The organism is Chryseobacterium sp. CFS15, from assembly GCF_031118795.1.
Taxonomy (GTDB): domain Bacteria; phylum Bacteroidota; class Bacteroidia; order Flavobacteriales; family Weeksellaceae; genus Chryseobacterium; species Chryseobacterium indoltheticum.
On record NZ_JAVHYL010000003.1, the window covers coordinates 139469 to 152053 of the forward strand.

The following is a 12585-nucleotide window of genomic DNA, read 5'->3' on the forward strand; positions in this document are numbered from 1 at the left end:
GAATCAAGAGCAAAGAGCCAAGATTCTAAACTTTATATTTTTTACTTTTTATCTGATTTATTTCGGTCTTTTGTCATTCCGTAGGAATCTAAATTTTCTTTGTAGAGATTCTTCACTGTGCTTTCGCTTAGTTCTGAATGACAACTAACTTCTTACTGACTCTTCTTATTCTTAAAATCTTCCATTAAATTAATGAAATCATCAAATAAGTAGTTTGCATCTTCAGGGCCTGGGCTCGCTTCCGGGTGATACTGAACTGAGAAGCAAGGGTGAATTTTATGTTTCAGACCTTCATTTGTTCTGTCGTTCAATGCGATATGCGTTTCTATTAAATCTGTTTCTTTAAGGCTTTCCTGATCAACTGCATACCCGTGATTTTGAGAAGTGATGGCCACTTTATTTTTCTCTAAATCTAAAACCGGATGATTTCCTCCTCTGTGACCGAATTTTAATTTGAAAGTCTTTGCTCCACAAGCTAAACCTATTAATTGGTGTCCTAAACAGATTCCGAAGATTGGAACTTTTCCTAATAATCCACGAATCATTTCTAATGCTTTCGGGTTATCTTCAGGATCTCCGGGACCGTTTGAAAGCATGATTCCGTCAGGATTCATTAATAAAATGTCTTCAGCTGTTGTATCATGTGAAACTACGATAATATCACAATTTCTTTGAGATAACTCTCTGATAATTCCTAATTTAGAACCAAAATCTACAAGTACTACTTTAAACCCTCTTCCTGGGTTTGCATAAGGCGTTTTTGTAGAAACCTGCTCCACCTGATTGGTTGGGAAAGTCGTTGATTTTAATTCTGAAACGATTGTATCATTTTCAGCATCAGCGTTTACAATTTTTCCTTTTACCACTCCAGAGTTACGAAGAATTCTTGTCAGTCTTCTGGTATCAATTCCTGAAATTCCTGAAAGGTTTTTCTTTTTAAATAATTCATCTAAAGTAATCTGAGTACGGAAATTCGAAGGCAAATCACAAAGCTCTTTTACAATAAGACCTTTGATAGCCGGCTCTATACTCTCATAATCATCTCTATTAATCCCATAGTTTCCGATAAGCGGATAGGTCATACAAACAATCTGACCGCAATAAGACGGGTCAGAAATCAGTTCCTGATACCCTGTCATTCCGGTATTGAAAACTACTTCGCCTGCAGTTTCCAATTCTGCTCCGAAACCTTCTCCATGAAACACTTCACCGGACTCCAGTATTAATTTTTTCTTCATTTTCTTTATCTCTTTATTCTTTTTTACTTTCTATTTAATTCTTTAACCACCCCGTCAAAAATTCTTTGAATTTTCGCCACCCCTCCAAAGGAGTGGAATTTTGTGGATGCTTTTAACTTTATACTTTTTCCTTGGCTCTACTTAAAGCTAAATCCTTGTCCTTCCAAAGCTTCTTTTAAAATTGCCATTCTTGCGAAAACACCGTTCTGCATCTGTTTGAAGATTCTCGAACGGTCGCATTCCACCAAATCTGTATCAATTTCAACTCCTCTGTTGATAGGCGCAGGATGCATGATGATCGCTTCTTTTTTCATTGCTTTTTCTCTTTCTTTCGTTAAGCCATATTTTCTGTGGTAATCTGACGCAGAAAAGCTCATTTTTGCATCGTGCCTTTCGTGTTGAATTCTTAATAACATCAAAACATCAACTTCTTTAATCAATTCATCAACAGAAAGATAAGTACCGTTAATTAAAGCTCCTTCGTCAAACCATTGTTCTGGTCCTGAGAAGTAAACTTTTGCACCTAATCTTCTTAAAGCTTCTGCATTTGAGTTGGCAACCCTGCTGTGTTTTACGTCTCCTACAATTCCTATTTTTAAACCTTCGAACTTTCCAAATTCCTGATAAATCGTCATTAAATCCAGCATACATTGTGAAGGGTGGTTTCCTGTACCGTCTCCTCCGTTGATTATAGGAATATTGATATTTTTTAATTCTTCAAAATATCTATCTTTTTTATCTCTAATTACGACTAAGTTTACTCCCAAACTTTCGATTGTCTTTACCGTATCATATAAACTTTCACCTTTATTAACAGAACTGTTTGAAGCATCAAAAGGAACGACCTGTAAACCTAGTTTTCTTTCGGCAATATCAAAACTTGTTTTGGTTCTCGTACTGTCTTCGAAGAAAAGATTTGAACAAAAAATTTCCCCTTCAATTTTGGCGGTTTTTCCGTTTGCAAAAGCCAATGCTTCTGTTACTATCCTATTGATTCTCTCGGTGCTTAGTTCTGTAATCGTAAACATAATATCTTAATTTTTTACAAAAAAAAAGCGAAGAAAATATCTTCGCTTAAAATAAATAAATATCGTAAAGGGCGTCTACGCCCGGTAATTCTAATGATATAAATACTGTGTTATTCATTAGGTGCAAAGATATAACATTTCAACGAACTGACAAAATCAAAATTCCATTAAATTAAAAAACTCTATTCTTTTTTTATTTTCATATTTAAATCCTATTTTTGTTTCAAACTCAACCCTATTATATGGATTTAAAAGACAAAATGATTCTCAGTATTATTCAGGAAGACTCTACTTATTCTGTAAAAGAAATTGCAGAAAAGATCGGTCTTACCTTTACTCCGACGTATGAACGTATCAAACAATTGGAGAAACAGGGGATTATTGAGAAATATGTTGGTCTTTTGAACCGTGAAAAGCTAGGTTTAAATATTGTTGTCTATTGCAATGTTCGTCTAAAAGAACAATCTCAAAAAGTTCTTGAAACATTCGAAAAAAACATCGGAAAACACGATGAAGTTCAGGAAATCATCAGCCTTTCCGGCGAATATGATTATATGTTGAAAATCATTGCAAAGGATATTAATTCTTATAATGAATTTGCTGTAAACATCATATCAAACATTCCAAACATCGGGCAATACCACAGCTCGATTGTTCTTCACGAAGTTAAAAAATCAACTAAGTTTAAGATTGATTTAGGTTAAAAATTTTTAAAATTGAACCATTAAGATTTTTGAAGTAGTTAAGGTTAATTAAGAAAATCTAAAGAATTTTTAAGCATTGCGTCATTATTCGTCTGCGAATCTTAACTATTCTTAATCCTTAAATTCACGTTAATGGTTTAAACTAATTTTCAACCCAATAGTTTATTTTTCAATTTATTAAACTGATATTCTATTTTATCTAAACAAAGATTTCCTATACTTCCCTGATGACTATGATTTAGATTTCCTATTTCAAAATCAAACTCATTCTTTTCAATCTCCTGTCCTACTTTTACATACGCATCACGGAACGAGCTTCCGTTTTTCACTTCCTCATTGATTTTTTCTACGCTGAAAAGATATTTGTACTTTTCATCTTCCAAAATACCATCTTTCACCTGAATATTTGGTAATGTATAACTTAAAATTTCAAGGCATTCTTTCAAAGAATCGATTGCAGGGAAAAGAATTTCTTTCGTCAACTGCATATCTCGTTGATAGCCTGAAGGAAGATTATTTGTTAACAAAATAAATTCATTCGGTAATGACTGAATTCTGTTGCAACGTGCACGAACCAACTCAAAAATATCGGGATTTTTCTTGTGTGGCATAATGCTGCTTCCTGTCGTAAACTCTTTAGGAAAACTTATAAAATCGAAGTTTTGACTTAAATATAAACAAACATCATACGCAAATTTCCCAAGCGTTCCCGCCAAAGTTGCCATTGCCATCGACAACATTTTCTCTGATTTTCCACGCGTCATTTGAGCGTAAACTGAATTATAATTCATCGATTTAAAACCTAAATTATAGGTTGTACTTTCACGATCAATCGGAAAAGATGAGCCATAACCCGCCGCCGAACCTAATGGATTTTTATTACTGATATTTTTAACCGAGAAAAGCATTTCAACATCATCCAACAATGCTTCTGCATACGCTCCAAACCACAATCCAAACGATGAAGGCATTGCGATTTGCAAATGCGTATATCCGGGAAGAAGAACATTTTTATGCTGATCTGCCAGTTTAATTAATATTTGAAAGAATTCATCCGTCAAAGTTGTAATCTCACGGATTTCATCCACCAAATAAAGTTTTATATCCACCAAAACCTGATCATTTCTTGATCTTGCCGTATGAATTTTCTTTCCTGTATCGCCTAATTTTTCAATTAAAATAGATTCAATCTGCGAATGAATATCTTCCGCATTTTTATCGATTTCAAAAGTTCCGTTTTCGATATCATTTAAAATTTCTTCCAAAACATACAACATGTGCTTCGATTCTTCATTGGAAATGATTCCAACTTCTGCCAACATTTTACAATGCGCCATTGAACCTTTGACATCATATTTTGCTAAACGTTCATCAAAATCAAGATCTTTCCCGACTGTAAATTTATTGACTAATATGTTGGTGGCATTGTCATCTTTTTGCCATATTTTTTTCATAATTTTTTCTTTAAAACATTAATTTTTCTTTTGTCTTGAAACAAAAGAAACAAAAATTCAAGACTGGAAACTCCGGCTAAAAATTTAAATTGAATCCTAAAATCCCCAAAACTCGCACGAATCAACATGAGTTCTTCGGTTCAGAATTCTTCTCGTGCTCAAACAGTGGGAATTTTTTAACGGATTAAATTTAAATTTTCTTAACGCCTCCGTTTCCTAGGTCGGTTTAAAAACTTCCATCATCCTTCTTCCAGCTTTCAGCCTATAAAACTTTCTCCAAAATCTTAATATAAATTTCAATTCCCTCCGCAATTTCTTCGATGAAAATAAATTCATCCGCGGTATGAGAACGTGTGCTGTCACCCGGACCGAGTTTCACCGATGTACACGGAATAATTGCCTGATCTGATGAAGTTGGCGAACCGTAAGTTGTCCTCCCAATTTCCAAACCCGCCTGTACAAAACGATGATCCATTTCGATTTTTGAAGAATTTAATCTAAAAGACCTTGCTGTCAAAGTTGATTTCATCTGCGATTGAATGATCTCAAATGCTTCTTTATTGGAATATTCATCCGTAACCCTAACATCTAAAGTAAAAGCACAAGATTCCGGAACTACATTATGTTGAACTCCAGCATGAATTCCCGACAAGGTAATTTTAACTTCCCCTAAATAATCAGAAACTTTTGGAAATTTAAAGCTTAAAATTTGCTGCAAATCTTCCATACATTTCACAATCGAATTATCGTTGTTCGGATGAGCAGCGTGAGAAGGAGTGCCCTTCATTTCCCCGTCGATAACCAATAATCCTTTTTCGGCAATCGCCAAATTCATCTGCGTCGGTTCTCCCACAATGGCGAGCTCGATATTGGGTAGTTGGGGAAATAAAGCTTCAATTCCGTCAAAACCAGAAATCTCCTCCTCAGCCGTCAAAGCAATAATTAAATTATATTTTAAATCTTCTTTATCATAAAAATATAAAAAAACCTGTGCCATCGAAACCAAAGAAGCTCCTGCATCATTACTTCCCAATCCAAATAACTTTCCATCTTTTTCAATCGCTAAAAACGGATCTAAAGTATACGCTTTATTCGGTTTTACCGTATCATGATGCGTATTCAGCAAAATTGACGGTTTGAAAACATCAAAATTTTTGTTCACCGCCCAGATGTTATTTTTAAAACGTTTTGTCGGAATATTGTTTTTATTGAAAAAATTTTCAATTTCCACAGACGTATTAAATTCATCTTTGCTGAACGACGGAATTTCAATCAGTTTTTTCAACAAATCTACTGCGTTATTCAGTAACTCTTCTTTACTATAAACAGATTTCAGTTCCTGCATGATGGTTTTCTATATGGTTTTTCAGCTCGGTTTCTTTGATTAAGAACACCTTATTTACATTGTTTTTTATGGCTCCAAGAGCGTTTTCAAGTTTGGGTAAAATTCCTTTGTGAAGTTTTCCTTCATTTTTTAAAACAGAAAATTCTTGTTCAGAAATATTTTTTATAACAGATTCAGGATTTTCAATATCTTCCAAAACCCCTGATTTATCAAAGCAATACAACAATTCAACATCATATTTTGAAGACAACGCCTGAGCAATTACCGAAGCAATCGTATCAGCATTGGTATTGAAAAGATTTCCTTTTTTGTCGTGAGTGATTGCTGAAAATACCGGAACCAATTTAAGTTTAATCAATTTTGAGATTAATTTCTTGTTCACGCTTTTCTCGGTAATATCACCCACAAATCCAAAATCAATTTCTGCGTGTTCTCTTTTTGTAGCCTTAATTAAATTGGCATCAGCTCCCGAAAAACCTATTGCTTTACATTTTTTCTGCTGAAGTTTTGCCACAATATTTTTGTTGATTCCTCCCGCATACACCATCGCCACAATATCCAACGTATCTTTATCTGTAATTCGTCGTCCGTTGATCATTTTTTGTTCAACGCCTAATTTATCAGCCAATGTGGTTGCTAGTTTTCCTCCTCCATGAACAAGAATCTTTTTTTCCTTGATTTCGGAAAACTGCTTCAGAAATTCATTCAATAATTCTTTATCATCGATTAATGCTCCGCCGATTTTTATGATGTATAATTTTTCTTTCATTGCAAACCTTTTTTGAGAACCTTGTCAAGGTTTTAAACCTTGACAAGGTTTGCGAGTGAAAACCTCATAGGTTTTTGAAACCTATGAGGTTTAGTTATTTAGAATTCAATCCATCCAAGATTTCAGAGAAAACAGCTTGTGCAGAGAAAATTCGGTTTTTTGCCTGTTGATAAATTATCGAATTTTCACCATCCATCACTTCATCGCTCAGTTCTACATTACGACGAACGGGAAGACAGTGCATTACTTTCCCCTGATTGGTATTAGCTAATTTTTCATTCGTTAGCATCCAGTTTTCTTTCACTTCAGGCATTGTCGCGTAATCATCAAAAGACGACCAGTTTTTCACATAAATAAAATCAGCATCTTTTAACGCTTCATCTTGATTGTGTATCACTTTTACATCTTTCGTGAAGTTTTTATCTAAATCATAACCTTTAGGATTTGCGATTACCAACTCAACATCCATTTCCTGCATCCATTCTGCGAAAGAATTTCCTACTGCATGAGCAATCGGTTTGATGTGAGGCGCCCAAGTCAACACCACTTTTGGTTTTCGTTCTTCATTCCAATTTTCAGTAATCGTGATGCAATCTGCCAAACTTTGCAACGGGTGACGAGTTGCAGATTCCAATGAAATAACCGGAACTTTCGCATGTTGCTCGAACTGGCTTAAAATACTTTCGTTAACATCATCTTCCTTACTTTTCATTCCTGCAAAACAACGAACTGCAATGATGTCACAATATTGATTTAACACTTCAATGGCATCTTTGATGTGTTCAACAGTATCGCCATTCATTACAGCTCCATCTGCGAATTCTAAGTTCCATGCTTCCTGTACTGCGTTTAACGTCAAAACATTTAAACCTAAATTTTGAGCTGCAATCTGGCTGCTTAAACGTGTTCTCAAACTTGAATTTAAAAACACAAGTCCGATTGTTTTTCCTTTTCCTTTCTCGGTTTCCGAAAGAGGATTTTCTTTAATTTGTAAAGCTTTTTTTATAATTTCCTGTAAGTTTTCGATATCGCTTACAGAGGTGAATTTTTTCATTTTGATTTTTAATTTTAAAGATTTTCTAATACAGTTTTCAGAGAACCAATAAAAATATCGGTTTCTTCTTTTTTAATGTTAAGTGCCGGAAGAATCCTCAACACAGCTTTATCATTGGAGTTTCCTGTGAAAATATGATGATTGTACAACAGGCTGTTCCTCACTTCTGAGCAATCCCTGTCGAGTTCAATTCCAATCATCAAGCCTTTCCTTCGAATCGTTTTAATATGTGGAAAATCTTTAATTTCATTTTCAATATACTCGCCCATTTCCTTAGCATTTTCGATGAGATTCTCATCTTTCATTACATCCAAAACCGCAATGGCAGCAACACAAGCTAAATGATTTCCACCAAAAGTTGTTCCCAGCAAACCGTTGCTTGCCTGAAATTTCGGGTGAATCAAAACACCGCCAATCGGGAAACCATTCCCCATTCCTTTGGCTGTTGTGATGATATCTGCTTCAATTCCAAATTCCTGATGAGCAAAGAAGCATCCGCTTCTTCCATAACCTGACTGAACTTCATCTAAAATCAAAACCGTATTATTCTTTTCACATAACCCTTTAATTTTATTTAAAAATTCAAGTGTTGGAATCATAATTCCTCCAACCCCCTGAATTCCTTCAATAATTACAGATGAAATTTCGCTTCCTTGCTTTTCAAAAATCGCTTCAAGCTGCTCGATATTATTCCATTCAGATTTGATGAATCTTTCGTCATAGTTTACGGGAGCAACAATTTTAGGATTATCAGTCACAGAAACCGCTGCTGAAGTTCTTCCGTGAAACGAACCTGAGAAATACAATACTTTGCTTTTTCCGTTGTGGAAAGAAGCTAATTTTAAAGCATTTTCGTTCGCTTCAGCTCCTGAATTACACAAGAACAGATTGTAATCTTCCAAACCTGAAAACTTTCCTAATTTCTCAGCCAGTTCAGTCTGCAATTCATTCTGAACCGAGTTTGAATAAAAAGATATTTTATCTAATTGGTTTTTTAATTGAGTTTGATAATGCGGATGGTTGTGCCCAATGGAAATTACCGCGTGACCTCCGTAAAAATCAAGATATTTTTCTCCTTTATCGTCCCAAAGAAATGATCCTTGGGCTTTTACCGGATTGATGTTGAATAATGGATATACGTCGAATAAATTCATGTCTATTTATAAATGATAATTGATGTTTGATGAAATGATTTCATCTTTCTTATATTTTTCTTTTGTCTTGAAACAAAAGAAACAAAAGTTCAAGACTGGAAACTACGGCTAAAATTTTAAACAATTTCCTAAAATTTCTAAAACTCGGGCGGAAAGTAGAGTTTGTTACTTAATGATGTTTTTGCCCGCCACTCAAACAAGAGAAATTTTTTAACGGAATTTCTTTAAAATTTCTTAACGCCTCCGCTTCCTAGGTCGGTTTTGATTCGAGTTTTAAAATTCACAATTGACTTATTGACAATTCACATTTTTAATTCATATTTAAAACGCGACAGGTTTCAAATTCAATCCTGAATTTTCTTCCCAACCCATTGCAATATTCATGTTTTGAACTGCCTGTCCGGAAGCTCCTTTCAACAAATTGTCAATCGCTGAGTGAATAACTGCAACATTTCCACTCTTTTCTATATGAATCACACAGCGATTGGTGTTGACAACCTGTTTTAAATCAATTGCTTTTTCGCTTACCCTTACAAAAGGCTCACCTGCATAAAAATCCTGATACAATTGATTGATATCTGAAAGCTCTAAATCTGTTTTCACCGTGGAACTCGTAAAAATTCCTCTCGCAAAATCCCCTCTCCATGGAACAAAATTTAGACTGATTTCATTCGTATTAAAAGAAATTAACTGCTGTAAAATCTCATCCACATGCTGATGTGTCAAAGTTTTATAAGCCGAAATATTATCATTTCTCCAAGTGAAATGCGTAGTCGGCTGTAAAGACTGGCCCGCACCAGTTGAACCTGTAATTCCCGTTGTGTAAACCTCATTCAACAATCCTTTTTGAGCCAATGGAAGCAAAGCCAGTTGGATCGCCGTTGCAAAACATCCCGGATTTGCAATGCTTTTTGCTCCTAAAAGTTGTTTTTTGTTGATTTCTGGTAATCCGTAGATAAAAGTTCTGTTTTCCAAATTTCCATCTAAACGGAAATCATTTCCTAAATCGATTATTAACGTATCATCTTTTATGTCATTTTGAGTCAGCCAATTCTGACTTTCTTTGTGAGGAAGACACAAAAACAAAATATCTACATCTTCAGGCTTGTCCGTCAAAACCATTTCACAAACCGTCGCTAAATCCGGGTACAAATCTGAAATCTTTGTCCCCGAATTTGAACGACTATATAAAAAACTCAAAGTCACATTGGGATGAAAAGCCAGCAGACGAACCAATTCACTTCCTGTGTAGCCGTTGGCACCGATTATTCCGATATTTTTTTTCATTTTTCTTTTTTCCACAGGTTGCACCTGAGGCTATTATTATTGAACCCATCGAGTTCATTTTTAAACATTGAATTGCACGCAGCCCGACTTGAGCGGAAATCCTTTTGTGAGGAGGAACGACGAGCAAAAGATTGGGAGCCCTTCAACAAGCTCAGGATAAACTACAGGCGGATAAAGCTGCCCAAATCCTATTTATTTATCTGATGATATATATTTAAAGAATTGCTTACGATTTTCGTGTAGCCTTTCACATCTTCACCCGTCCAAGCTCTGTTTGCTTCGCCATAGCTTCCGAATTTATCAGACATTAAATCATGCTTAGATTCAATTCCATTTAAGATAAATCTGTATGGATGAAGCGTTACAAAAACTTTTCCGCTAACTGTTTTCTGAGAATCATCTAAGAAAGACTCGATATTTCTCATCACAGGGTCTAAGAAAAGCGCTTCGTGAAGCCAGTTTCCGTACCAATCTGATAGTTGGGATTTCATCATCTGCTGGTATTTTGAAAGCGTATGTTTTTCTAATAAATGGTGCGCCTTAATAATCACGGACGCCGCCGCCGCTTCAAAACCAACTCTTCCTTTAATTCCGACAATCGTATCTCCAACGTGAATATCGCGACCAATTCCGTACGCAGAAGCTAATTTTTCAATCTTTTGAATCGCATACACCGAGTGTTCAAAGTTCTCTCCGTTCACGGCTACAACTTCACCATTTTTGAACTCAATTTCCAATTCTGAAGGCTGAGTTTCTTTAATTTGAGAAGGAAACGCATCTTCGGGAAGATAATTTCTTGAAGTCAAGGTTTCTTTTCCACCGACTGAAGTTCCCCAAAGTCCTTTATTCACAGAATATTGCGCCTTTTGGAACTCTTTTTCGTAGCCGTGGCTTTTCAAAAACTCAATTTCTTCTTCACGAGATAAAGACATATCACGAATTGGCGTAATAATTTCTACATTCGGACACATCACCTGGAAAATCAAATCGAAACGAACCTGGTCATTCCCTGCACCTGTGCTTCCGTGAGCAATTGCATCAGCTCCAACTTCAATAGCAAATTTTGCAATTTCCTGTGCCTGAATCGTACGTTCAGCACTTACAGACAATGGATACGTATTGTTTTTCAAGACATTTCCAAAGATCAAATATTTTACGCAAGAATTGTAATAATCTTCCTGAGCATCAACGCACCTGTATTCTTTCACCCCAAGATTAAAGGCTTTTTTCTCCAATTCTTTTTCCTCTTCTTTAGAAAAACCTCCGGTATTTACAGTTACTGCATATATTTCATATCCAAGTGTTTCACTCAAATATTTGGCACAGTAAGAGGTATCTAAACCTCCGCTAAACGCTAAGATTACTTTCTTGCTCATTTTGATATTGATTTTCGGGTTGATTATTTACAACCTCATTTACTTTATTATTTTCAGGAACGAAAAGCATTGCAGTACAAAGACAGTTTTTTCGTTCTTTTTTCATTAAAATTTCATAATTCACACAGTTCTTACAACCATTCCAGAATTCTTCATCTTGTGTCAATTCAGAATAAATTACTGGCTTGTATCCTAAATCACTATTGATTTTCATCACAGCAAGACCTGTTGTCAAGCCAAATATTTTCGCATTGGGAAATTTCTCCCTTGACAATGCAAACACTCTATCTTTGATTAAGGTTGCAATCCCTCCATGCCTGAATTTTGGAGAAACAATTAATCCTGAGTTAGCCACAAACTGACCATGCGACCAAGTTTCGATGTAGCAGAAACCTACCCATTCCCCATTCTCAGTAGCCACAACTGCGTTACCTTCTGAAATCTTTTTACTTAAATATTCTATGGAACGTTTTGCGATCCCCGTTCCTCGTCGCTGTGCAGAATCATACATTTCCTGCTGTATTTCACTCACATACATTAAATGTTCGCATGAGGAAATTTCTATTTCCATTTATTTATCTGAATTTTTTGGCAAATTTAAAACATAATAACTTTAAAAACCAAATAAAAAAGATAATTTTATTGTTTAATTAATATTCACAGGTAAAATTATCTTTAATTAATTTTAAACATTTGCTAACTTGTTATATATTTGCTAAAATACTATATATGGAAACTCAATGTCCAAAATGTAAAAGTGATAAAGTCGTAAAAAGTGGAATCATTAATGAAAAGCAAAGATTTCACTGCAAGCATTGCAATTACTATTTCACTGTTAAAAAATTAGGTAAAAAAATTGATGATTATTATGTCACAAAAGCTCTTCAGCTTTACCTTGAAGGATTGAGTTTCCGTGAAATAGAGCGAATTATTGGAGTTTCTCATGTAACAGTAAGTTCATGGATCAAGAAATATAATATTACAAGGCCTCCTCATTCAGATTTCCATCCGGTTTATAAGATTTTGAAACAAAATGAATTGATTGAATATATTGCCAAAGAAGAAAACATCAAAGATTCAGGTTTAATTATTACCCAATTTGCGGATAAATACATGCTGATTAAATGGGAACGATTTAAGAAATAATTTTTCTGAATGATGAGTTATTAATTATAA

General features: G+C 34.9%; 12 protein-coding genes. 2 read left to right on the plus strand and 10 right to left on the minus strand.

The window, feature by feature from the left end:
- Positions 1–152: 152 nt before the first annotated feature.
- Positions 153–1238, minus strand: a complete 1086-nt coding sequence (locus OH814_RS05810) for a carbamoyl phosphate synthase small subunit (protein WP_076558882.1) — start codon at positions 1236–1238, stop codon at positions 153–155.
- Positions 1239–1375: 137 nt separating this feature from the next.
- Positions 1376–2266, minus strand: a complete 891-nt coding sequence (locus tag OH814_RS05815) for an aspartate carbamoyltransferase catalytic subunit (RefSeq protein WP_308827493.1) — start codon at positions 2264–2266, stop codon at positions 1376–1378.
- A 242-nt stretch (positions 2267–2508) separates the two neighbouring features.
- On the opposite strand from OH814_RS05815, the gene OH814_RS05820 reads away from it, so the two are divergent.
- Positions 2509–2970 carry an Lrp/AsnC family transcriptional regulator gene (locus OH814_RS05820; protein ID WP_076558886.1) on the plus strand — a complete coding sequence of 154 codons (462 nt, stop codon included), beginning with the start codon at positions 2509–2511 and terminating at the stop codon, positions 2968–2970.
- 149 nt (positions 2971–3119) lie between these two features.
- On the opposite strand, the gene argH is transcribed toward OH814_RS05820, so the two are convergent.
- The 8 genes from argH to OH814_RS05860 form a co-directional block, all read right to left on the minus strand.
- Positions 3120–4424, minus strand: a complete 1305-nt coding sequence (argH, locus tag OH814_RS05825; protein ID WP_308827494.1) for an argininosuccinate lyase — start codon at positions 4422–4424, stop codon at positions 3120–3122.
- A 262-nt stretch (positions 4425–4686) separates the two neighbouring features.
- On the minus strand, positions 4687–5769 hold the full coding sequence (locus tag OH814_RS05830; RefSeq protein WP_308827495.1) for a M20 family metallo-hydrolase: 1083 nt from the start codon (positions 5767–5769) through the stop codon (positions 4687–4689).
- A complete protein-coding gene (gene argB / locus OH814_RS05835) occupies positions 5744–6538 on the minus strand; it encodes an acetylglutamate kinase (RefSeq protein ID WP_308827496.1) in 795 nt (264 codons plus the stop codon). The genes OH814_RS05830 and argB overlap by 26 nt, the downstream gene beginning before the upstream one ends.
- Before the next feature lie 94 nt (positions 6539–6632).
- Positions 6633–7592, minus strand: coding sequence for an N-acetylornithine carbamoyltransferase (locus tag OH814_RS05840; RefSeq protein WP_308827497.1), 960 nt, complete (start codon positions 7590–7592; stop codon positions 6633–6635).
- 14 nt (positions 7593–7606) lie between these two features.
- On the minus strand, positions 7607–8746 hold the full coding sequence (locus OH814_RS05845) for an aminotransferase class III-fold pyridoxal phosphate-dependent enzyme (RefSeq protein WP_308827498.1): 1140 nt from the start codon (positions 8744–8746) through the stop codon (positions 7607–7609).
- 321 nt (positions 8747–9067) lie between these two features.
- A complete protein-coding gene (gene argC / locus OH814_RS05850) occupies positions 9068–10033 on the minus strand; it encodes an N-acetyl-gamma-glutamyl-phosphate reductase (RefSeq protein ID WP_308827499.1) in 966 nt (321 codons plus the stop codon).
- Positions 10034–10221: 188 nt separating this feature from the next.
- Complete coding sequence (gene argG, locus OH814_RS05855) at positions 10222–11409, minus strand: argininosuccinate synthase (protein WP_308827500.1); 1188 nt, start codon at positions 11407–11409, stop codon at positions 10222–10224.
- Complete coding sequence (locus OH814_RS05860; RefSeq protein WP_308827501.1) at positions 11381–11980, minus strand: GNAT family N-acetyltransferase; 600 nt, start codon at positions 11978–11980, stop codon at positions 11381–11383. The genes argG and OH814_RS05860 overlap by 29 nt, the downstream gene beginning before the upstream one ends.
- A gap of 158 nt (positions 11981–12138) precedes the next feature.
- Between OH814_RS05860 and OH814_RS05865 the strand changes: the two genes are divergently transcribed.
- The gene (locus OH814_RS05865; RefSeq protein WP_123885312.1) at positions 12139–12555 is read left to right on the plus strand and encodes a helix-turn-helix domain-containing protein; all 417 of its coding nucleotides are present in this window, start codon (positions 12139–12141) and stop codon (positions 12553–12555) included.
- Positions 12556–12585 lie beyond the last annotated feature (30 nt).

Coding starts and splice junctions, on each gene's coding strand:
- OH814_RS05840 (WP_308827497.1), bottom strand. CDS start 7,592: ATGAAAAAATTCACCTCTGTAAGCGATATCGAAAACTTACAGGAAATT.
- argH (WP_308827494.1), bottom strand. CDS start 4,424: ATGAAAAAAATATGGCAAAAAGATGACAATGCCACCAACATATTAGTC.
- OH814_RS05830 (WP_308827495.1), bottom strand. CDS start 5,769: ATGCAGGAACTGAAATCTGTTTATAGTAAAGAAGAGTTACTGAATAAC.
- OH814_RS05865 (WP_123885312.1), top strand. CDS start 12,139: ATGGAAACTCAATGTCCAAAATGTAAAAGTGATAAAGTCGTAAAAAGT.
- OH814_RS05820 (WP_076558886.1), top strand. CDS start 2,509: ATGGATTTAAAAGACAAAATGATTCTCAGTATTATTCAGGAAGACTCT.
- OH814_RS05845 (WP_308827498.1), bottom strand. CDS start 8,746: ATGAATTTATTCGACGTATATCCATTATTCAACATCAATCCGGTAAAA.
- OH814_RS05810 (WP_076558882.1), bottom strand. CDS start 1,238: ATGAAGAAAAAATTAATACTGGAGTCCGGTGAAGTGTTTCATGGAGAA.
- argC (WP_308827499.1), bottom strand. CDS start 10,033: ATGAAAAAAAATATCGGAATAATCGGTGCCAACGGCTACACAGGAAGT.
- argB (WP_308827496.1), bottom strand. CDS start 6,538: ATGAAAGAAAAATTATACATCATAAAAATCGGCGGAGCATTAATCGAT.
- argG (WP_308827500.1), bottom strand. CDS start 11,409: ATGAGCAAGAAAGTAATCTTAGCGTTTAGCGGAGGTTTAGATACCTCT.
- OH814_RS05860 (WP_308827501.1), bottom strand. CDS start 11,980: ATGGAAATAGAAATTTCCTCATGCGAACATTTAATGTATGTGAGTGAA.
- OH814_RS05815 (WP_308827493.1), bottom strand. CDS start 2,266: ATGTTTACGATTACAGAACTAAGCACCGAGAGAATCAATAGGATAGTA.